This is a genomic window from Streptomyces sp. OR43 (genome assembly GCF_008042275.1).
Classification (GTDB): Bacteria; Actinomycetota; Actinomycetes; order Streptomycetales; family Streptomycetaceae; genus Streptomyces.
The window spans coordinates 3570042-3591983 of sequence record NZ_RDBK01000043.1; the positions used below are offsets into that span (position 1 = coordinate 3570042).

Consider the following 21942-nt stretch of genomic DNA (forward strand, 5'->3'; position numbering starts at 1 on the left):
CGCACTGTCCTTCTGGAGAGGGGTGAACAGGGCAGGACATCGGGGGAGAAGGGCGTCCTGCCCTGCGCTTCGCAGCAGGCCGGAGGCCTGACAGTCAGCCGCTGATCTGTTTGTGCCCGGAGTTCGTGCCGATGGTGATCTTGCGGGCCTTGGCGCGTTCGGCGATCGGGATGCGCAGAGTCAGCACCCCTGCCTCGTAGTCGGCCGCGATGCGCTCGGTGTCCAGGGCGTCTGCCAGCACCACCTGGCGGGAGAACGCGCCCAGGGGACGCTCGGACAGCTCCATCTGTACGTCATCCGCCTTCGTGACGGGGCGGCGCTCGGCCTTGACGGTGAGCATGTTGCGTTCGACGTCGATATCGAGCGCTTCCTGATCGACCCCGGGCAGGTCGAAGGCGATGACATACTCCTCGCCCTCGCGGTAGGCATCCATCGGCATGGCCGAGGGCCTCGACCAGGTGCCGGTCACGCCGGTCAGTTGCTGAGCGAGCCGGTCGAGTTCGCGGAACGGGTCAGTGCGCATCAGCATCGCGAAACACCTCCACTGGCCTGAGGGGACTGTCGATGCGGTTTGTCCGATTTCTGTTGTAACATGTCATCCAAATGATGACAAGGCACATGTCGTCCAAAGGGTGACGTTGGGGAAGGGATCTTCATGGCGGCTGGCCCCGGGGCTCGTGACACGCCGTTCTTCGCCGCCGCCGCGGCGCTGAGCACCATCGACGAGACCATCCGGACCGCCCGGGCCTCCGGAGCCGGGTCGCGGGGCGAAGAGGCCAGCGCGGCCCAGGCCCTGGCCGCGCTGCTCCTTCTGCGGGAGCTGCGCGATCAGCTCGCACAATGGGAACCGGGCTTCATCGAGGCTGCCCGCGCCGCAGGGGCGAGCTGGGCCGACCTGGCCCACCCCATGGGAGTCGCCAGCCGCCAAGCCGCCGAGCGCCGCTACCTGCGCGTACGTCCGGGAGCACCCGGAGCCACGGGCGAACAACGCGTCCGGGCCACCCGCAGTCGCCGCGCCGCGGACCGCACCGTCATCGCCTGGGCCCGTACCAACGCCGCGGACCTGCGCCAGCTCGCCGGGCAGATCACCGCCCTCACCGACTTGCCCACCGAGGCCGGTGCCTTGCTGGCTCGTCTCGCCGAAGCCCTCGGGGACAGCGACGCCGCCGGCCTCGTGGGCCCACTCGCCGTCGTTCAGCCTTTTCTCCGGGCCGGCCACCCCGACCTCGCCGCCCGCGTCGACACCATGACGAAGAGCGCAGACCAGCTCCGTCAGGTCGTGTAGAGCGGTGCCCACACGCTCGTCGGCTCTCCGCGGGCCGTGACCTCGGTGCTCGGCGTGGTTCGAGCCGGCCGCCGGACCTCAGCGACCGGCCGCGGACGCGTGCCGCCTCGGATCCCACGCCCTCGCCGGGCCCAGCCGTCGCTTGCGACTGAGAACAGGCCGAGAATGTAGGCAGACGCACTGCACGAGGAGCCGCGATGCGTTCTGAACGACGGGTGGGCAGCGAAGAGCCAGGGGCGGTCAAGGGCGTTGGCCGTTCGCAACCCGCCGGGACTGCCGCGCTCCGGGGGAGACGCGGATGTCCTCTGCGATGAGCACGGCCTGCGGCTCGCCCGCGCCGCCGACTTGAGCCGTCCGCGACCCACGCACCTCATTGGGACATCCCGGCATGATCCCGGCACGTCCTGCCACGGGGCCGCGGACTGCGGGCTCGGCACGTCGTTCCGGCGCTGCCGCACCACGCCCACTGCCCCTTGCGGGGCGGAGGGTGGCGGTACCCACCTTGCCGAGGAGGGACGATGCAGAACAACCGACGAAGTTTGACGCTGGACGGGCCCGTGGTCGTGGGGACCGACGGCACACCGGACGCCCGCCGGGCCGTGCGCTGGGCGGCAACCGAGGCCGACTCCAGGGAACAGCCCCTGACCGTCGTGCACGCCACCAGGACCGAATCCAGGCGTCCCCATCTGTCCGTGAAGGGCATCTGGCAGGCGAAGGACCACGCGGGCGACGTGCTGGCCGAGGCGGAGGCGCTGGCGGGAGCGACCGCTCCCGGTGTCACGGTCTCGACGGCCTCGTGCCCGTCCGACACCGCCGCCTGTCTGCTCGGGCAGGCCGGCCAACAGGGCACCGTGGTCGTCGGGACGCGCGGGCACGGAGGGTTCCTGGGGCTGCTCGTGGGCTCCGACGCCCTGCGCGTCGCTGCCCGGGCCACGGTTCCCGCCGTCGTGGTTCCCCCGCGTGAACGCGACCGGCCGGCCGGGGTCGTCATGGTTGCCGCGCGGGATGACCGGGACCGGGAGGCCGTACGTCTCGCTGCGGATCTGGCGCTGCGGCGCGGGGCCGCGTTGCGGGTCGTGAGCGTGTGGATCTTCCTGGAGAACGTCGGCAGCATGGCGACGATGTTCGATGACCCGTCCGGACTCGCGGCCGCCGAGAGCGCCGAAGTCTCACGGCTCGTCGCGCGGTTGCGTGAGGAGCGACCAGGTCTGGACGTCGCCCACGACGTCGTGCGTGCCGCATCCGCGGCCGCCGTGCTGGTCGCGGCCACCGCGGAAGCGGATGCCGTGGTCATCGGCTCCCGCCGCCGGTCGCTCCCTGTCGGTGCGCCCCTGGGCCACGTGACCCACGCCGTGCTGCACCACGCACACTGCCCGGTGCTTCTGACCCCGCCGGCCCAGCCATGACGTCCTCCGCAGGCGTTACGCGTGGTGGCGGGCGGATACGTCCTGCCGTCACCTGAAGGTGTCCGCGGCCCGCGGCTCACCGTCCTGTGCCGCACCCTGTCGCCCCGGGCAAGGGATCAGCCGTGCTCCTCGCCCCGCCATGCGCCGCACCCGGTTCGGCGATCAGCCCGGTCACGCGCGCGTCGGACCGAGCGGACCAGCCCGGCGGGGCGCGCATCGCCGTCGGTCATGTTGTCCCGTTCGCAAGCCACGGCTTCTCCCGCCATCCCCGCCGGCTTCATCGGCTGCTTCCCGGCGACTGCGGGCGGATCAGGTCCCACGCGCCGCCACAGCGGTGTCGGAAGCGGTCGCCGTAGCCACGTCCCGGGGGTAGGTCCGCAGGGCCAGCAGGCCCAGCAGGCCCGCGGCGACGACGGGGGCCAGGCAGACCAGGAACGTCCATTTCAGTCCGTCGGCGTCGAAGACGTCGGCGGACAGATAGCCGAAGACCAGTGGTGCCGCCAGCTCCCCGCATGTGCGCAGGACGGTCCGCGCGGCTTCCGACGTCCCCCACAGGCCGGAGGGAACGACATCGAGGCGCGCGGCGTCCATCGGCGGGTTGGTGGCGGCCACGGCGGCCACGCCGACGACGAGCAGGGGTAGCGCGACCAGCGGCGACGAGGTGAGAATCGCGGGCACGAGCGCGAGTGGCGAGACGAGCAGGGACACCACGGGAACGATGATGCGCCCGTTCGGGTTGCCGCCCCGCAGAAGCCGGTCCGCTACACGGCCGCCGATGTACAGCCCCACGAGGCCTCCCGCTCCGGACCCGATGATCAGGGCGCTGGCCTGTACACGGCTGACGCCGTACTGCTCGCCGGCGAAGAGGACCGCGAACGTGCGGACACCGGCGAAGAAGAAGTAGCCCAGGGACGAGGCCACGATCATGATCACGATGGTGCGGACGCGCAGCACGTACCAAAGGGCCTTGCGCACCGGCAGGTGACGCGGATCGTCCCGCAGAACCGCCTCGCGGCGAGGAGAGACCCGGTGCTGGACGACGACGCGGCGTACCGCGTCATGGGCGCGGTGTGTGCGAGCGGAGACCGTCTCCTCGCCAGATGCGGAGGAAGCCGCGGCCACTTCTCCGCGGGGTGGCCGGCTCGTCCCTGACTGTCCGCCCCGTGTCGGCTCCCGAGTACGCCACACGTACCACGACAGCAGGATCGCCGGGAGGGCGGGCCAGGCGACCGCGAACCGCCAGGACGCGAACGAGGTCACAGCGGTCGTCACCACCAGGCCGATCCCGGTGCCCAGGAACTCGCCCATGAGGACGTAGGCGTACAACTGGGCCCGCCGGCCGGCGGGGAAGTAGTCACCGACCAGAGAGGCGACCGTCGGACCGGCGGTCGCGGTGACCGCACCGAGTGCTGCCCGCGCCACGAGGAACCAGGTGAACGACGGCGCCACGGCGGACATGACGGTCGCGACCGCCCACAGCATCACGCTGCCGCCGAGCAGCCGGACCCGGACCACCCGGTCGGTCAGGACTCCGACGGGGAAGGTGAAGGCGGCGCCCGTCAGCGAGGTGATGGACGCGATCAGGCCCAGGGCCGCATGGCCGATCCCGAAGGCGTCCTCCAGGCTTTGCGCGTTCACCGACAAGGTGCCCTTGTCGGCCCCGTCCAGGCTGACCACGGAGGCGAGCACCAGGACGGGCTGCAGGTAGGCCACTCCTCCCACCCGGCCGGCGGCCCGCTCGTAGATCCGGCGGGCGGCGCCGGCCATGGTGCGGCCGGGCCATCTGCGGGGCATGGCACCACCGTTCGTCAGCGGAAAGGCTCATGGGGTCCGTACATGTGGCGGGGTGTCACTGCCCGCTGATCAGTCCGCCGTGGTGTCGGCGAGGATCAGGTCGGTCACCGCCCTCAGGCCGCCTTCGGCGAGTGCTTTGCGCTGGCGGTCGGCGGGCGTTCCCTGCCGCAGCAGACGGTGGACGAGTGCGGAGAGCTCCCGTGTCTCCCCTGTGGCGTCCAGCACCGGCGTGATGTGCTCCATCAGCCGGGCGACCGCGTCACCGGCGCTGACGCGTGCACCGGTGGCGGTGATCAATTGGCCGGTGAGGCCGTACCGGGCAGCCTGCCATGTGGCCGCCTGGAGCACTTCCATGGGGCTGTGGAGGACGGGCGTTCCCGCTTCGATCGCCCGGATGGCGGTCATCACCAGCGCGCGCACGATGCCGGCGAACATGACGGCCTCGTCCGCCCGCAGCTGGACGTCGCAGCACCGCACCTCGACGGTCGGATAGCGGTCGGAGAGCCGGGCCTGCCAGTACAGCTGTCCTGTGTCACGGATGATCCCGCTCCGCGTGAGCGTCTCGATCCGCCGTGCTTCGTCCGCGGCGTCCTCGAAGGCGGGGGGCGGCCCGCTGACGGGCCAGCGGTCGAAGAGAACCGTGCGCCAACTGGCGAATCCCGTGTCCTGCCCGTCCCAGAACGGCGAGTTCGCGGACATCGCGACGAGGACGGGAAGCCAGGGCCGCAGCCGGTTCAGGACTGCCACGCCCACTTCACGACTGGGCACCGAGGTGTGCACGTGCATTCCGTTGATCAGTTGCTCGGCCACCAACTGAGGAGCCTGTGACCGCAGGGCCCGAAAGCGCGCCAGCTCGGTCACGGGGGCGGAGGAACCCTTGCGGGGCGGCGTGCCGCAGGCGGCGAGCCGGCATCCATGGGCCTCGGCAGCGGCGTTGGCCGCGAGCCGGAGCCGCAGCAGATGACCGCCGAGCTCTTCCAGCCGTTCGCACACGGGCGTGGCCACCTCGATCTGCACCTGAAGGAGCTCGGGCTGTACCTCGTCCTCCCCGACACTCACGGCCATTCCCGCGGCAGCTCTCACCTGCTCTCCCGCGGCGACCGGCAACCCGGTCACCGGGTCGAGCAGCACGTATTCTTCTTCCACTCCGAAGGTGACCCATTCCATCGGGTCAGTCTCACTGGTCGGCCCACGGCATCGACGCAGGACACGACGACCCCGTGCGCGTGCCCCCTGCCCGGTCGTGCGGGTCTTCCGGCGGCCTCGCCGGGGCCCCCGTCCAGCGGTCGCCCCGTCAGGTGGGCGACGACCGTCTCGGACCCTCGCCTCCGCGTCGGCGAGGGGCGGGCGATACGGCGTCATGTCGCGGACGGCCGGGACAGCGGGCCGGACGGGCGAAGTTCTCCGCCTTTCCGTTTCCGTCCGGGGCCATCGGGCAGCGACGACATATGGACCACTCGAAGGCACCCGTTCTGGAAGCACTCGAGGCGTACCACGCCGAGCGACAGACGCCGTTCACCCCGCCCGGCCACAAACAGGGCAGGGGCGCCGACCCCAGAGTCCGCGCCGTTCTCGGGGACGCCGTCTTCTACTCCGACGTACTCGCCATCAGCGGGCTCGACGACCGCACCTCCTCGCACGGCGTCCTCGCCGAGGCCCAGGCGCTGATGGCGGACGCCGTCGATGCCGAGCACACGTTCTTCTCCACGTGCGGGAGCTCTCTCTCCGTCAAGGCCGCCATGCTGTCGGTCGCGGGCCCGCACGAGACACTGCTCGTCGGCCGGGACGCGCACAAGTCCGTGATCTCGGGGCTCATCCTCTCCGGCGTGCGCCCCATCTGGGTCGATCCGCAGTGGGACGGCGACCGGCATCTCACGCACCCGCCCTCCAGCGAGTCCTTTCACGCGGCCTTCCGGGAGCACCCCGAGGCCAAGGGAGCGCTGGTCACCAGCCCGACTCCCTATGGGACCTGTTCCGATCTCTCCGCCATCTCCGCCGTCTGCCACGGGTACGGCAAGCCGCTGATCGCCGACGAGGCGTGGGGCGCGCACCTGCCTTTCCACCCCGACCTGCCCTCGTGGGGCATGGACGCCGGTGTGGACGTATGCGTCACCTCGGTGCACAAGATGGGCTCGGGGCTGGAACAGAGTTCCGTGTTCCACCTGCAGGGCGACCTGGTGGACCGGCACGTGCTCAGCTCGCGTGAGGACCTGCTCGGAACGACGAGTCCGTCCAGTCTCATCTACGCGGCGCTGGACGGCTGGCGGCGGCAGATGGTCGAACACGGGCGCGCCCTCTACGACGATGCCCTGTCCCTGGTCGCGGGCGTGCGGTCCCGTATCGACGAGATCGACGGCATGCGTGTGCACGGCCGCACCGACTTCTGCGGACCGGGACGGGCCGCGGACATGGATCCTCTGCAGGTCATCGTGGACATCACCGGCCTGGCCGTCTCCGGGTACAGCGCGGCGGACTGGATTCGCGAGCACCACCGCGTCAACCTGCACCTCAGCGACCATCGCCGGATCAGCGCGCAGTTCACCCACGCCGACGACGAGGAGTCGGCGGAGCGGCTGCTCACCGCCTTCGAGGACCTCGCCCGGCATGCCGAGGACCTGCGGCCGGCGCCCGAGATGCATGTCCCCGGGCCCGCGGAGCTACGGCTGGAGCAGGTCGTGCTGCCCCGTGACGCCTTCTTCGGTCCCACGGAGCAGGTGTCCTGGCAGAAGGCGGCAGGCCGCATCAGTGCCGAGATGCTCACCCCGTACCCGCCGGGGATCCCCGCCGCGCTGCCCGGCGAGCGGCTGACCCAGGAGGTACTGGCGTACCTGCGCGGCGGGGTCGACGCCGGCATGGTGGTCCCCGACGCGGTGGACGGCGAAGTGCGGAGCGTGCGCGTCGCCGTGGAGAAGTGAGCTGTCGCCATGACCAGCCCGTCGCAACCTGCCGGAAGGCCGGACCGCCCGGTGCCGTCGGCCCTGTCCGCCCTCCACGACCGGATCACGCGGGAAGTCTCCGACCGCGCCGCACGTCTCTGGGACGTCGCGCTCGCCCTGCACCGTGATCCCGAGCTCGCTTTCGAGGAGTACTTCGCGGCGGACCTGCTCTCGGGCGAGCTGGAGCGCGCCGGTTTCGCGGTGACCCGCGGGGTCGCGGACATGGGCACCGCGTTCGTCGCCGAAGCCGGGGACGGGAACCGGCCCCGGGTGGCGCTGCTCCTCGAGTACGACGCACTGCCCGGTCTGGGGCACGCCTGCGGCCACAACCTGATCGCTGCCGCCGGACTCGGCGCCGCACTCGCACTGCACAGCGCACTCCGGTCAGAACCGGGGCCGGGCCCGCCGGGCACAGTGATGGCGGTGGGGACGCCGGCCGAGGAAGGAGGCGGAGGGAAGGCAGTACAGGTGGCAGCCGGTGTCTTCGACGACGTCGATGCCGCCCTGATGTTTCACCCCGGCGTCAACGACTGGGTCCGGGCGCCACTGACGGCCCAGATCCAGCTTCGAACGGTCTTCCACGGACGCGCCGCCCACCCCACCGGGAACCCCACCGACGGCGTCGACGCGCTTGCCGCCCTCGTCCAGATGTTCGGGGCGCTCAACGTGCTGCAGCGGCGCCTGCCTCCAGGGAGCCATGTCCAGGGCATCGTCACGGACGGCGGTCGGGCGACGAACATCGTCCCGGCGCGCGCGGAAGGCCTCTTCGGCCTCCGCGCGGCGACCACGGATGCGCTGGAGGCGTTGGTCGCGCAGGTCACGCGGTGCGCGCAAGGCACCGCCGACGCCACGGGCACCACGGCGGAGACGTCGCGAGCCACCACGGGATACCACCATTTCCGCGACAACGACGTGCTCTCCGACCGGTTCGCGCGGCATCTCCGCGCGGCCGGAATCACCCTGGGCCCGCCGACGCCCGGAGTGTTCCTGGGCTCGTCCGACATCGGCAACGTGAGCACGGCAGTCCCGTCCATCCATCCTTTCGTGGCCATCCTCGGACCCGGACATTCGGATCACACACCGGAGTTCGCCGAGGCCGCGGCGGGGGAGAGCGCGCGTCGCGTGATGCTCGCCTCGGCACTTGCCCTGGCCCGCACCGCTGCGGACCTGCTCGTCGAACCGGGGTTCAGCGAGATGGCGTGGAAGCGGCAGCGGGAGAAGCCCGCGGCGGGCACCTGACCGGCCCGGCGGAACGGGGCGTGGCGCGGCAGGCGGATGGCCGGACGTTACGAGAAGGCCGTTGCGGGTACCGATGTGCGGTCGGTGCAACGGGCGCCGCGGGTCCTGACCGGGAGGTACGTATGGAGTCTTCGGTTGACCGGATCGCACAGCCGTGGGGCAGCCGTACTCCGTACGCCCGGGGTGACGCGTGGCCCTGCCGGACGGACGCCCGTCTGACGGCGGGTGTGGAGCCCGACGAGGTGGAGCGGTGGGTGCAGGCTGCTTCGATTCTTCATTCCGACGGCGACGCCATGGACATCGCCGTCAAGGACGGCCGGATGGTGGGTGTGCGCGGCCGGGCGGTGGACCGTGTCAACCGTGGCCGGCTGGGGCCGAAGGACGTGTTCGGCTGGCAGGCCAACGCCTCCGCGGACCGGCTGACCAGGCCGCTGGTCCGTCGCGACGGAAAGCTCGTGGAAACGGACTGGCACACCGCCATGTCGCTCGTGGCCGGTCGTTCGCGTGACCTGCTCCAGGAGCGGGGCCCCGGTTCGATCGGCTTCTACACGTCAGGCCAGTTGTACCTGGAGGAGTACTACACGCTGGCGGTCGCAGCCCGGGCCGGCATCGGCACCAACCATCTGGACGGCAACACCCGCCTGTGTACGTCGACGGCGGCCGAGGCGCTCAAGGAGTCCTTCGGCTGCGACGGTCAGCCCGGTACGTACGACGACATCGACCACGCCGACGTCATCGCGCTGTTCGGTCACAACCTGGCCGAGACGCAGCCCGTTCAGTGGATGCGTATCCTCGACCGGCTCGAGGGAGGCGATCCGCCGCGTCTGGTGTGTGTGGATCCGCGGCCCACGCGGGTCGCCCGCGCGGCCACCGTGCACCTGGCTCCGCGCGTGGGAACCAATGTGGCGCTGCTCAACGCGCTCCTGCACGAGATCATCCGCACCGGCCGCGTCGATCACGACTATCTCGCGGCCCACACCGTCGGCTTCGAGGAGCTGGCGAAGATGGTCGAGGACCGTACTCCCGAGTGGGCGTCGGGTATCTGCGACGTTCCCGCGGCGCGGATCGTGGAGGCAGCGGAGGTACTCGGCACGGCCGACAGCCTGTTGTCCACCGTCCTGCAGGGTGTCTACCAGTCCCACCAGGCCACGGCCGCCGCGGTGCAGATCAACAATCTGCATCTGCTGCGCGGCATGCTGGGGCGGCCGGGCGCCGGCGTGCTGCAGATGAACGGGCAGCCCACCGCGCAGAACACCCGGGAGTGCGGTGCCGACGGAGACCTGCCCGGGTTCCGGAACTGGCAGAACGACCAGCAGGTGGCGGACCTCGCGAAGGTGTGGAACGTCGAACCCTCGACGATCCCGCATTACGCCCCGCCCACCCATGCCATGCAGATCTTCCGGTACGCGGAGCAGGGCTCGATCCGGATGCTCTGGATCAGCGGCACCAATCCGGCCGTGTCCCTGCCCGAGCTGTCCCGGATCCGTTCGATCCTGTCCCAGGAACGGCTGTTCGTCGTCGTCCAGGACCTGTTCCTCACGGAGACGGCTCAACTGGCGGACGTGGTTCTGCCGGCGGCTACATGGGGCGAGAAGACCGGCACCTTCACCAACGCGGACCGCACCGTGCATCTGTCCGACAAGGCCGTGGAGCCGCCGGGCGAGGCGAGGCCGGACCTCGACATCTTCCTCGACTACGCGCAGCGCATGGACTTCCGGGACAAGGACGGCGCACCGCTGATTTCCTGGCACGATCCGGAGTCCGCGTTCGAGGCGTGGAAGCGCTGCAGCGCCGGGCGGCCCTGCGACTACACCGGCCTCACCTACGGGCTGCTCCGCGGCGGCAGCGGCATCCAGTGGCCTTGCAACGAGCAGGCGCCGGAGGGAACCAACCGCCTGTACACCGACGGCATCACCTGGGCGCACGCCGACGTGTGCGAGTCCTACGGCAAGGACCTCGTCACCGGGGCGTCCGTCACAGCGGTCGAGTACCGCTCCCTCAACCCGGACGGCAAGGCGGTGATCAAGGCCGCCGAGTACCTCCCGCCGCACGAGTGGCCGAGTGACGACTATCCCTTCCAGTTGACGACCGGACGCACCCTCTACCACTTCCACACCCGCACCAAGACGGGCCGCGTGCCCCAACTGAACGCCGCGGCCCCCGACGTGTGGGTCGAGATCTCCGCCTCCGACGCGGAAGCCCGGGAGCTCGGCGAGGGCGACCTCGTCGAGGTCACCAGTCCGCGTGGCGCCCTGCGAGGGCGGTTGAGGATCACCGACATCCGGGCCGGCCTGCTGTTCGTCCCCTTCCACTACGGCTACTGGGACACGGACTCCGGCTCGGGACCGGACGACTCGACCCCGCCGCGCGCGGCGAACGAGACCACCGTCACCGACTGGGACCCGGTGTCCAAACAGCCGCTGTTCAAGACGGCCGCGGCCGCCGTCACCCTGCTGGAGAGGAGCTCCGGCCGTCCGGCGCCGGCGCCCACGACCACAGCGTCCGCGCCCTCCCGTGCGGCCGGCGTCCGCCCCACCCGAGGCGGCGCCACAGCCCGCGTCACCGAGACAACCGGCACGTACCGGCACGAGACCGCCGGAGGCGCACAGTGAACGGCATCAACCTCACCCTGCGCGCGCTGCACCACGGAGAGCGGCACCTGGCCAAGGAACTGGCCGTCGTCGCCGAACGCCACATCACCGAGCACGAGATCCACCACCTCGCCATGGACCTGGTTACTTGGTCGAACGAGGCCTGCGTCCGCCTCGCGGAGACAGCCGGCCACTACGGCCTGGCTCTCGACGGTCCCGCGCACGCGTCCACATCCGGCCTGATGCCGGCGATTCGTGAGAAGACCGCCGAAGCCATGGATGCCCGGCCGGAGCCAGGTCTCCTCCTGCTGAAGGATCTGCGCGGTATCCACCTCGCCGCAGTGGGTAACTCCCTGTACTGGGAGATGCTCGCCCAGGCGGGGCAGGCAACGAAGGACACGCGCCTGCTGGACCTGGCATCGTCCTGCCACCCCCGGACCCTGCGGCAGATGCGCTGGTCCAACACCATGATCAAGAATCTCTCACCCCAAGTCCTCACCAGTCTCTGACCTGCCCGGCCGCACACCTCGGTGTCGCCGGCCGGGCCGGTCTTCCGGCGAAGCGATCGTTGCCGCGGCGATGTCCGGCCGGCGCTCATCGAACGCCTCGTCGTGATCGCGGGGGCAGCGGGAATACCTTGCCCCGCAGGTGTGGGGCCGCGGATCACGGATACCCGGAGGAAGGACGCACGGGTGTGAAGGAGGAGGCGGTGGAGTGAGTCCAGACGTCGAGCTACGGATCGGGCGACGCAAGGTCAACGTCAAGCGGGCCGACAAGGTGTTGTTCCCGAGGGACGGCATCACGAAGGCCGATCTCGCCGAGCACTACCGGCGTGTGGCGCCGCGGATGCTGCCCGAGCTGCGCGGCAGGCCCCTGATGCTCGAGCGGATGCCGGACGGCATCGACGGAGACCGCTTCTATCAGAAGGAGGTCTCCGGCTACTTTCCCGAGTGGATCCATCGTGCCACGGTCGCCAAGGAAGACGGCGAGGTCACGCATGTGGTCTGCGACGACACCGCGACCTTGGTCTATCTCGCGGGCCAGGCGTGCATCACCCCGCACCGCTGGCTGAGCCGCGCCGACGAACCGCGCCGGCCCGACCGCATGGTCTTCGACCTGGACCCGCCCGCCGACGACTTCGCGCCCGTACGCCGAGCGGCGCACCGCCTGCACGAACTGCTCGAGGAGCTGGACCTCCCCTCGGGCCTGATGACCACAGGCTCACGGGGGCTGCACGTCGTCGTACCGCTGAACCGGCGCGATGACGCCGACGACGTGCTGGCGCTCGCCCGCGCCATGGCCGGGACGCTTGCCTCGCGGTACGAGCAGGAGCTGACGACCGAGCCCCGCAAGGACGCCCGCAAGGGACGCCTGTACCTGGACGTCGCACGCAACGGCTACGCCCAGACCGTGGTCGCGCCGTTCGCCGTCCGGTCCAGGCCGGGCGCGCCCGTGGCGGTCCCGCTGGACTGGGACGAACTGGACGACCCCGAAGTGACCGCACGCCGCTGGACGGTGACCGACCTCGGTGACCGCTTGGAGAAGGACCCGTGGGAGGGGCTCGGGCGCCGCGGCCGCGGCGTGACCGCGGCGAACCGGCGCCTGCGAGGGCCGGCACGGAGCGCGGGTGCCGCGCGCCGGGACTGACCTCCCTCATGGAGAGAGCCCGTACACGAGCGGCAGCCTCTGCAGCCGGGCAGAGGCCCGGCCCGTCCCGAACGGCTACACCGGGGGCATGGGCGTCATGACGAAGCCGCTTCGTGGTGCCGTGGGCATGCGATGCAGCGGAATGCCCAGGTTCTGGGCGGGCACGTCGTAGCGCAGTCCGGCCAGCAGAGGGACCAGGGTTTCGAGGACCGTCAGCGTGACGTCCTCCCCGGGGCAGCGGTGGTTGGTGGCGGGGTCGCCTCCGCCCTGGGGCACCAGTTCGTCGCGGTCGGGCTCGTGACCCACGAAACGGCCCGGGTCGAACGTGTACGGCTCCGGCCAGAGGCCCGGGTCGTGGTTCTGCCCGTACAGGTCGAGCAGGACCATGCTGCCGACCGGAATGTCCTGCCCATCCCAGCGTAGATCGGCTGCGGCGAGCCCGCCGACGAAGGGCGCGAAGGGATAGAACCGTCGGACCTCGTGGGCGAAGGCGCGGGCGTAGGCCGCGTCGCCGGCGGCGAGGCGCTCGCGGTGTCCCGGCCAGCGGTGCAGGGCATGCGCGGCGAAGGTCAGGAACCAGGTGACAGCGACCGTCGGGCGGAGCACGTTCAGGACCTCGACCGCCGCGGTATCCGGGTCCAACGGTTGGCCCTCGGCGTCACGGTGGGCGGCCACGGCCGCAAGCACCGAACCCGCGGGAGCCGGTTGCGTCCCGTCGCGGGCCGCCTCGACAAGCCGGCCCAGACGTTCTTCCTGACGGCTGCGGGCACGGCGGGCCCGTAGGTGACGGGGCCCCGGCGTGGCGAAGCCGTCGACCATGGCGACCAGATCGCGGGCCATCTCCTCAGTGCCGGCATCGTCGAGGGGCACGCCGGACCAGCCGCAGACTGAGCGCGTGAGCAGCAGGCTCGACTCGTCGAAGAGCACGACCTGGTCGCGGCCCGCCCACCGCTGCCGGGCGAGGTCCCACTCGGCCCTGAGCTGCTCCGCCAGGGAGCCGAGTCCGCCGCGGTCTTTGAGCAGGGACATGAACAGGGATTTGCGTACCCGGTGTTGGCGGCCGTCGAGCGTGTGCACGGCCCCGCGTCCGAAGAGAGTGTCGAGGACGGGGCCCGGCAGTGCGCCATGGCGCTCGATGTGGCTCTCGTCGTAGAAGAAGCGCACCGCTTCGGGGCCGTGGAGGGCCACAGCGTTCTTTCCCAAGAGACGGCAGTGCACCGGCTTGCCGCCGCTGCGGCGACGACGGTCGGGCAACCACGCGTATCCCTGGGCCATCAAGGCCAAGGTGCTGTCGAGCACGTAGAGCCTCCCTCTGCTGTGAACGTGCCGGGTACGGGGCGGTGAGAGGTACACGGGCATACGGGTACGTACGCACGGGGGTTGCGAACGGAGCCGGCCGGGGCAGCGGTCAGGCGCCGCGTTGGCGGACGTCTTCTTGCGCGTCCTCGTTGGGGGACAGCGCGTCAGAAGCCTCGCCGTCCTGGCCACCCCGCTCCCCGTCGTCGTCCACGAGGTTCGTCTCGGTCTGTTCCGCCTCGTGCAGAACCTCGCCGGCGGCCGTGGCGGGATGCTCCTCGTCCCGTGCGGGTTCGTGCTTGGGGTGGTGCGTGCTCATGGGTCTCCTTGATCACATGGCTCCCACTGACCGGGCCCCGCGGGCCCGGGGGCGCTGCGGTTGTCGGTCAGCGGCCGAGGGCCTTGGCCAGCTGCTGTTTGTTCATGGACGACCGGCCGTCGATGTTGCGCTTCTTGGCCTCCGCGTACAGCTGATCCTTTGTCTGCCCCTCAGAGCCACTGTGCGAGCGCTCGCCGCCGCGCTGGGAGGCGGACTTCTTGTCCCGCGTGGACGTCCTTCCGGCCGTTTTCGACTCGCCGGAACGGGCGCGTTCCTTGTTCACGGTGCGCGCCGCGATCTCCTTCGCACGTCCTTCGGAGGCGCCGCGCTTCTCCGCGCCTTCCTTGATGTGCTCGTACTGACGCTCTCGCTTCTTGCTGGAACCCTGCGGCATGACGTACCCCTTCCCAACCGGATACGGTCCGCCGGGCGGGCTGCCCGACGGTTTTCCGCGTACCCTCCGGCGGGCCTCTCATCCATGACCCGGACGGATCCCATCTGACCTGAAGTCCTGGCAGGTGTGCGAGCAGGCGGCGACCGAACGGATGATGAGGAACCCCGCGCATCGAGCACGACTACCGCGAACAGAGGACCAGCCCTGGAGCCGATGAGGTCCGCCCGCCTCGTCGCCACGCTGCCGACGCTCCCAGAGCTTGACGTACAGCTCGGTGAAGGAGCAGCCCGGCTGGACGCCGGACGCCCCGCGGCGCAAGGCGTCCGGCAGTTGCCGACCTGCGTAGCCGCGATCGTCGACTGCGCCCACGTGAGGTGGAACACCTGTTGGCCCACCCGGCTGGAGGTGCCACGGAACAGGATCCGGGACGGCGGGCCCAGGGCCCGGGGCGGGGGCATCCGGTGTGATGCGGTCCGGCCCCGGGCGAGAAGACCTCCTGGCTTGACGAGGCCTGTCGGAACCGCGTCAGCGGGCCGGGCGCGAGGAGGCCTGTCCGGACGGCGTCACCCGGCCGGGCGCGAGGAGGCCTGTCCGGACCGCGTCGCCCGGCCGGGCCGCCCGGTCCTGCCTCTCAGTGACCGGCCGCGTCGGGACTGCGCCGTACACCGACCACGGCGAGCAGGGCGCCCAGCAGGCACAGCAGGCCCGAGACGAGCACGGCGGTGTGCACGCCGTTCATGAACGCCTGGTGGCTGCCCTCGACGACCGCGGACCTGAGCTGCGCCGGCATCCCGTCGGAGACCGGCGCGACGCCCATCGCCACGGCGTCCTTCGCCTCGCTCAGCCCATGGGCCGCATCGGCGGGAACCCCGGACGAGGTCAGCTCGCCGGTCAGGGTGGAGCCGACGCGGCTGCTGATCAGGGAGACCAGGACGGACGTGCCCAGCGCGCCGCCGATCTGCAGCGCCGTCGCCTGGAGGCCGCCGGCGACTCCGCCGTCCTTGACCGGCGCGTTCCCGACGATCGCGTCGGAGGACGACGCCATCACCATGCCGACGCCCAGTCCGAGTGCGATGAACGGGGGCCACATGGCGGTGTAGGACGAGTCGGCACCCCACCCGAGCATCGCGAAGCAGGCCGCCGCCTGGAGGGCCATACCCAGCGGCATCGTGAGCCGGGGGCCGAACTTCTGGGTCAGCGCGGCGCCCAGGGGCGATGCCACGACCGAAGCGAGGCTCAGCGGCAGCGTGCGGACACCGGCCTGGACAGGAGTGAAGCCCCGCACGTTCTGCAGGTACAGCATCACGAAGAAGATCATGCCGAGCAGGACGAAGAAGTTCAGCGCGGTGATGACGGTGCCGATGGTCAGCGCCGGGTTACGGAACAGACGCATGGGCAACAGGGGGTGCGCGACCCGTGTCTCGTAGCGGCCGAACAGCAGCAGGATCAGCACGCCGCCGATGATGGTCCCCAGCGTGCCGGCCGAAGTCCAGCCCCAGGTCTCGCCCTTGACGACGCCGAAGACGACCGCGAGAAGGCCGAGCGCCAGCAGGACGACGCCCGGGATGTCGAACTTCTCGCCTGCGGCGCTGGTGTTCCTGCTCTGCGGCAGCACGACGATGCTGAAGACGAGCGCGATGACGCCGATGGGCGCGTTGATGTAGAAGACCGACTCCCAGTTGACGTGCTCGACGAGCAGGCCGCCCACGATCGGACCGAGCGCGGTGGAGACGGAGGACACCATGGCCCAGATGCCGACCGCCATGCCGAACTTCTTCGGCGGGAAGACGGCGCGCAGCATGCCCAGGGTGTTGGGCATCAGCAGTGCGCCGAAGAAGCCCTGGAGCGCGCGGAACGCGATGACGCCTTCGATGGATCCCGAGAGGCCGATGGCCACGGAGGCGACCGTGAATCCCGCGACTCCTACGAGATAGAAGGTGCGGCGGCCGAAACGGTCGCCGAGCTTGCCGCCGAGGATCAGCGCGGCGGCGAGGGCGAGCAGGTAGCTGTTGGTGACCCACTGGAGGTCGGCCGTGGAGGCGTTGAGGTCCCGGCCGATCTCCGGGTTGGCGATCGAGACGACCGAGCCGTCGAGGCCGACCATGAAGAGGCCGAAGGCGACGGCGACGAGTGTCAGCCACGGGTTCGCGCGGCGGCCGCGCGGCTTCTCCTCAGGGACCGCACGCGCGGGCGGAGCCGGGGAGTTCAGGACGTCGGAGGGCATGAAGGTGTCTGTCCTTCGTGAGATGTCGGGTGTGTGTCGGGTGTCATGCGCGGACGGGGCCGGCCGTCCGCGCATGGCGAAGCGGCATCCGGGGCCTGGGAAAGGCCGGACGCGGTGGGGGAGCGGTTTCATCCCGTCGGCACGCGGAAGCGGCCCGTGCGACTCGTACGACTACGGGCGCGACAGCCCGGGGAGTCCGGGGCGGCCGGCTGTGCGAGTCAGTGACTGAGGGGATGCAGGCGGTCGTTGAGCGCGTGCAGCGCACCCAACGCCGATCCGAGAGCGTCCAGTTCGCCTTCGGTCATGGTCTGGAGCGCCCCGGCGACCAGGCCGCTCATCAGGTTCTGGACCTCGGTGAGCTGCTGCCGCGAGGTCGAGGTGAGGTGCAGGTGCGCGATGCGCTTGTCGGCAGGGTCCGGCCGGCGCTCCAGCAGGCCCTGCTCGGTCAGCTGGGTCACCAGCGCGCTCACGTTGTTCGGCTTCATCAGCAGCGCTTCGGCCGCCCTGCGCACCGTCACGCCGTCGTTGGCCTCGACGTGACGGAGCAGGGCGATCTGCGCCTCGGACGGCTTGGGGTGCTCGACGTGGGGACCGATCTGCCGCTCCACGGCCCGGGCCAGCGCAGGCAGGCACGACACGAGCTCGGCGGCTACGTGGTCGACGTCCTGTACGAACCTGCTGGGGCGGGGCATGACCACGACTCTAGGTATCCAGAGATAGCTATGTCAAAATATCTAACTCTCGGTCACGGTCGACTGTCACCGCAGGCGAGGCCGATGCCCGGTGCGAGGCTGATGCCCGATGCGTGACCGCGGGCCGGTGTGTGACCGCGGGCCGGTGCGGGACTGCGGGCCGGTGCGGGACCGCGGGCCGGTGGCCGCCGGGCGATGTCAGGCCGGCATTCCTGAGCCGTCGACGGTGATCGAGCGCAGCAGCCGGTCGGCGTAGAGGCGCAGCCGGCCCGTCATGTCGTACGTCTCCGGTGCGAGTGCCCACTGGAGTTGCAGCCCGTCCATGACGGCGACGAGTTCGGTGGCGGCGGCCTCGCAGTCGGTGCCGGGTGCCACTGTGCCGTCGGCCATGTCGCGCTGGAGGACTGCGGTGATCTTGTCGATGACCGTGCGGTAGCGGCGCTCGAAGTAGCCGTGGGCGGGGTGGGCCGGTTCCCCCGCCTCGCCGGCGAGCACATTGAACATCTTGGTGCGGCCGGGCCGCCCGGCGTTGTACTCGGCCAGGTCCAGGATCGCCGCGAAGGCCTCTGTCGCGTTGCCGGGATTCCGGGAGAAGAAGCGTGCGACGTCCTGTTCGTCGCTGTGTTCCAGGACAGAGACGAGCAGGTCCTCCTTGGACCGGAAATGGTGCAGCAGTCCGCCTTGGGTGATGCCGACGTCCTTGGCGATGCGGGCCATCGAGGAGGCGTGGAAGCCCCAGCGGGCGAAGTGGGTGACGGCGGCGTCCAGGATCCTCGCGCGCCGTTCGTCGCCGACCGCGTAGCTCCCTCTCGTTCCGTTCGTACGGGGGTTCCGGCCCTGGTTCCGATCCATGCGGATCACTGTAATCGGCGCAGGTCGGGGGCTCGGTGAGGTGTGACCCAGGCCACTCGGTGAAAACCTATGACCTACTCGCTTTTCGCGCTTAGGCTGCTCGGGCCAGGTCGGCAAGGAAGCCGTCCCCATATCTTCAGGAGAGCCGCCATGGCAGTCCTTTCCGACGCCGCTCCGGGCCCCGGGAGCCCCGAGCTCTCACCGCCGGCGTCCATGCCGCACGCCTCCGGCAAGCTGGTCCTCGGTCTCGCGTTCGCGCAGTTCGGCGTGATGGCTGCCCTGCTCACGCCGGTGATGGTGACCCTCGCCCTGCGGGTGGCGCAGATCGTGCCCGAGGCCGACCGGGGCGCCGCTCTCGGACAGGTCCTCGCGCTCGGCGCGGTCCTTGCGATGATCGCGAACCCCGTCATCGGGGGTCTGTCCGACCGCACCACGTCCAGGTTCGGCCGGCGCCGGCCCTGGCTGCTCGGCGGCGCCCTCGCCGCCTTGGCAGGCCTGCTGGGTGTCGCGCTCGGCGGCAGCGTGCCGACGCTGATGATCGGCTGGGCCGTCGCGCAGGTCGGCGGCAACGCGGCACTGACCGCCGTCACCGCGAGCATCCCGGACTTCGTCCCCGAGCGTCAGCGCGCCCGCGTCTCCGGAACGGTCGGCATGATGACGTCGCTGTCGATGATCGCGGGCAGCGGTCTGGCGAACGCCTTCAGCACCCACCTCGCCCTCGCCTTCCTCATCCCCGGCCTGCTCGGCGTCGCCGGCGTGGTCACACTCTGCGCGGTGATGAAGGACCGCCCGGCCCGCCCGGGCGCCTTCGCCCCGTATAGCGTCAAGGAGTTCCTGCGCAGCTTCTGGGTGAGCCCTCGCAAGCATCCCGACTTCGCGTGGAACTTCGCCGGCCGCTTCCTCGTGTTCGTCGGCATCTCCTGTGTGACCTCGTACCAGACGTACTTCCTCATGGACCGGCTCGGCTACGCCGAGTCGGAGGTCGCGAACAAGGTCTTCGTCGGCACCCTGGCCATGGTGGTCACGGTCGTCGCCGGATCGGTCATCGGAGGCCAGCTCTCCGACCGCTCCGGGCGGCGCAAGCCCTACGTGCTGGGAGCCGCACTGATCCTCGCGGTCGGGCTGGCCCTCATCTCCGCGGCCCACTCCTTCCCCGTGTTCCTGGCCGCGCTGGCGGTCTTCGGCTTCGGCCAGGGCCTGTATCTCTCCGTCGACGTCGCACTCGCCGCATCGGTACTGCCCGACCCCGAGCAGGCCGCCCGCGACCTGGGCGTGCTCAACATCGGGAACGCGCTCCCCCAGTCCCTCGTCCCGATCATCGCCCCGGCGCTCCTCGCCCTCGGCTCCGGTGGCAACTACGGAGCCCTCTTCCTCTTCGGCGGCATCGCCTGCGTCCTCGGCGCCTTCGCCGTCCAGTTCATCCGCACCGTCAAGTAAGGCCCCCTCATGAAGTTCACCGTCCGCAACGAAGGCCACCCGTACCAGAACCCCGCACTCCCCGTGGAGCAGCGGGTCGAGGACCTGATCGCCCGCATGACGCTCCCCGAGAAGGCGGGCCAGCTCTTCCACACCATGCTCGTCATGAACCCGGACGGAAGCACGGTCGAGAAGGGCGACCCGGGAATCATCGCGCTGGACACCACGGCCACGCTCCAGGCCAAGTACCTGACGCACTTCAACCTCATGGGCACGTACGAGCCCGGCGCCATGGCGCGCTGGCACAACAGCCTGCAGGCCATGGCTGCGCAGACGCGCCTGGGCATCCCGGTCACGCTCTCCACCGACCCCCGTCACGCGTTCACCGAGAACGTCGGCGCGTCGTTCAACTCGGGCGCGTTCTCCGCCTGGCCCGAGCCTCTGGGCCTGGCGGCCGTACGCGATCCGAAGCTCGTGTACGAGTTCGCGGACACGGTTCGCCGCGAGTACCTGGCGGTCGGCTTCCGCGTGGCCCTGCACCCCCAGGTCGACCTGGCCACGGAGCCGCGCTGGTCCCGGCAGAACGGCACCTTCGGTTCGGACGCGGCGCTCACCTCCGAACTCGTACGCGCCTATGTGCGCGGCCTTCAGGGAGACCGGCTCGGCAAGCACTCCGTATCCGCCATGGTCAAGCACTTCCCCGGCGGAGGCCCGCAGAAGGACGGCGAGGACCCGCACTTCCCCTGGGGCAAGGAACAGGTCTACCCCGGTGGCATGCGCGATCTGCACCTGGAGCCGTTCAAGGCGGCCATCTCCGCCGGGTGCGCGCAGATGATGCCCTACTACGGCCAGCCCATCGGCACCGACTGGGAAGAGGTCGGATTCGGTGTCAACAAGGGCGTCGTACAAGGCCTGCTGCGGGACCGGCTCGGCTTCGACGGCATCGTCTGCACGGACTGGGGCCTGATCAGCGACGCCGAGATCTTCGGCGAGACGCACCAGGCGCGGGCCTGGGGCCTGGAATCGATGACCGAGCTCCAGCGCGCGGCGCGCGTCCTGGACGCGGGCTGCGACCAGTTCGGCGGCGAGGACCGTACGGACCTGATCATCGAGCTGGTCGAGTCGGGCCTCGTTCCCGAGACCCGGCTCGACCAGTCGCTGCGCCGCCTCCTGCGCGAGAAGTTCGTCCTCGGCCTCTTCGACGCCCCGTACGTCGACGCGGAGCTGGCCGACGAGACGGTCGGTCGTGCCGACTTCGTCGAGGCCGGCGCCCGCGCGCAGCGCCGCTCACTGACGGTCCTGACCAACTCCGGCGGGAGACTGCCGGTGGCGGGCCGCCCCAAGCTGTACGTGGAGAACGTGACGGCGGACGTGGCCGTGGAATACGGCGAAGTGGTGGCCGATCCCGGCCAGGCGGATCTCGCTGTGCTGCGCCTCAGCACCCCGTACGAGCCGCGGACCAACAGGTTCGAGTCGTTCTTCCACTCGGGCACGCTGGAGTTCACGCCCGAGGAACTCAAGCCGGTCCTCGATCTGCTGGACAAGGTACCGACCGTCGTCTGCGTCAACCTGGAGCGGGCCGCGGTCATCCCGGAGATCGCGGAGCGGGCGGCCGCCCTGGTCGCCGACTACGGCGCCGACGACGCCGCGTTGCTGGACGTGGTGTTCGGCCGGTCGAGGCCTGAGGGGCGGCTGCCCTTCGAGCTTCCCCGCTCGATGGAGGCCGTCAGGGCTTCCCGTCCCGACGTCCCCGACGACACGGAGAACCCGCTGTTCCCGCACGGGGCGGGGCTGACTCTGTAGCCGTCGGGCGGCAGGCGGGACCGAGCGGTGCCGGACCGACACCGGCAG

At 70.6% G+C, this 21942-nt stretch carries 18 protein-coding genes; 9 read left to right on the forward strand and 9 right to left on the reverse strand.

Going from position 1 to position 21942, the window contains the following annotated elements; genetic code table 11:
* Positions 1-94: 94 nt before the first annotated feature.
* Positions 95-529, reverse strand: a complete 435-nt coding sequence (locus EAO72_RS35280; RefSeq protein WP_148021099.1) for an Hsp20/alpha crystallin family protein — start codon at positions 527-529, stop codon at positions 95-97.
* Between the two features lie 126 nt (positions 530-655).
* On the opposite strand from EAO72_RS35280, the gene EAO72_RS35285 reads away from it, so the two are divergent.
* Positions 656-1285: a type III effector protein gene (locus EAO72_RS35285; protein WP_148021100.1), complete on the forward strand. Its 630-nt coding sequence runs from the start codon at positions 656-658 to the stop codon at positions 1283-1285.
* Between the two features lie 518 nt (positions 1286-1803).
* Positions 1804-2691 (forward strand): universal stress protein, encoded by an 888-nt coding sequence (locus tag EAO72_RS35290; protein WP_148021101.1) that lies wholly within the window; start codon positions 1804-1806, stop codon positions 2689-2691.
* Positions 2692-3000: 309 nt separating this feature from the next.
* Here EAO72_RS35290 and EAO72_RS35295 read toward each other — a convergent pair whose 3' ends face one another.
* Both EAO72_RS35295 and EAO72_RS35300 read right to left on the reverse strand, forming a co-directional pair.
* Positions 3001-4485 carry an MFS transporter gene (locus EAO72_RS35295; protein ID WP_148021102.1) on the reverse strand — a complete coding sequence of 495 codons (1485 nt, stop codon included), beginning with the start codon at positions 4483-4485 and terminating at the stop codon, positions 3001-3003.
* Between the two features lie 69 nt (positions 4486-4554).
* A complete protein-coding gene (locus tag EAO72_RS35300) occupies positions 4555-5652 on the reverse strand; it encodes a carboxylate-amine ligase (protein ID WP_148021103.1) in 1098 nt (365 codons plus the stop codon).
* A gap of 281 nt (positions 5653-5933) precedes the next feature.
* Between EAO72_RS35300 and EAO72_RS35305 the strand changes: the two genes are divergently transcribed.
* The 5 genes from EAO72_RS35305 to ligD all read left to right on the forward strand — a co-directional run bounded on the left by EAO72_RS35305 (position 5934) and on the right by ligD (position 12898).
* Positions 5934-7400, forward strand: a complete 1467-nt coding sequence (locus EAO72_RS35305) for an aminotransferase class I/II-fold pyridoxal phosphate-dependent enzyme (RefSeq protein ID WP_148021104.1) — start codon at positions 5934-5936, stop codon at positions 7398-7400.
* Between the two features lie 9 nt (positions 7401-7409).
* Positions 7410-8660 carry an amidohydrolase gene (locus tag EAO72_RS35310; protein ID WP_148021105.1) on the forward strand — a complete coding sequence of 417 codons (1251 nt, stop codon included), beginning with the start codon at positions 7410-7412 and terminating at the stop codon, positions 8658-8660.
* A 122-nt stretch (positions 8661-8782) separates the two neighbouring features.
* A complete protein-coding gene (locus tag EAO72_RS35315) occupies positions 8783-11272 on the forward strand; it encodes a molybdopterin oxidoreductase family protein (RefSeq protein ID WP_148021106.1) in 2490 nt (829 codons plus the stop codon).
* Complete coding sequence (locus tag EAO72_RS35320) at positions 11269-11760, forward strand: hypothetical protein (RefSeq protein ID WP_148021107.1); 492 nt, start codon at positions 11269-11271, stop codon at positions 11758-11760. Before EAO72_RS35315 ends, EAO72_RS35320 begins: the two co-directional genes overlap by 4 nt.
* A 205-nt stretch (positions 11761-11965) precedes the next feature.
* Positions 11966-12898 (forward strand): non-homologous end-joining DNA ligase, encoded by a 933-nt coding sequence (gene ligD, locus EAO72_RS35325; RefSeq protein ID WP_148021108.1) that lies wholly within the window; start codon positions 11966-11968, stop codon positions 12896-12898.
* A gap of 75 nt (positions 12899-12973) precedes the next feature.
* Here the strand turns inward: ligD and EAO72_RS35330 are convergent, their stop codons facing one another.
* From EAO72_RS35330 to EAO72_RS35360, 6 genes are all read right to left on the reverse strand, one after another.
* A complete protein-coding gene (locus EAO72_RS35330; RefSeq protein WP_410090557.1) occupies positions 12974-14173 on the reverse strand; it encodes a cytochrome P450 in 1200 nt (399 codons plus the stop codon).
* A gap of 133 nt (positions 14174-14306) precedes the next feature.
* Positions 14307-14513, reverse strand: coding sequence for a hypothetical protein (locus EAO72_RS35335; protein ID WP_148021110.1), 207 nt, complete (start codon positions 14511-14513; stop codon positions 14307-14309).
* Between the two features lie 67 nt (positions 14514-14580).
* Positions 14581-14907, reverse strand: coding sequence for a plasmid stabilization protein (locus EAO72_RS35340; protein ID WP_148021111.1), 327 nt, complete (start codon positions 14905-14907; stop codon positions 14581-14583).
* 631 nt (positions 14908-15538) lie between these two features.
* Entirely contained in the window at positions 15539-17131 is a 1593-nt protein-coding gene (locus EAO72_RS35350; RefSeq protein WP_148021112.1) for an MFS transporter, read from the reverse strand.
* Positions 17132-17349: 218 nt separating this feature from the next.
* Positions 17350-17823: a MarR family winged helix-turn-helix transcriptional regulator gene (locus EAO72_RS35355; protein ID WP_148021113.1), complete on the reverse strand. Its 474-nt coding sequence runs from the start codon at positions 17821-17823 to the stop codon at positions 17350-17352.
* 198 nt (positions 17824-18021) lie between these two features.
* Positions 18022-18675, reverse strand: coding sequence for a TetR/AcrR family transcriptional regulator (locus EAO72_RS35360; RefSeq protein WP_148021114.1), 654 nt, complete (start codon positions 18673-18675; stop codon positions 18022-18024).
* A gap of 150 nt (positions 18676-18825) precedes the next feature.
* Here EAO72_RS35360 and EAO72_RS35365 point away from each other — a divergent pair, with 150 nt between their 5' ends.
* Entirely contained in the window at positions 18826-20112 is a 1287-nt protein-coding gene (locus EAO72_RS35365) for an MFS transporter (RefSeq protein WP_148021115.1), read from the forward strand.
* Positions 20113-20121: 9 nt separating this feature from the next.
* Positions 20122-21894 carry a glycoside hydrolase family 3 protein gene (locus EAO72_RS35370; RefSeq protein ID WP_148021116.1) on the forward strand — a complete coding sequence of 591 codons (1773 nt, stop codon included), beginning with the start codon at positions 20122-20124 and terminating at the stop codon, positions 21892-21894.
* The last annotated feature ends 48 nt before the right edge of the window (positions 21895-21942 follow it).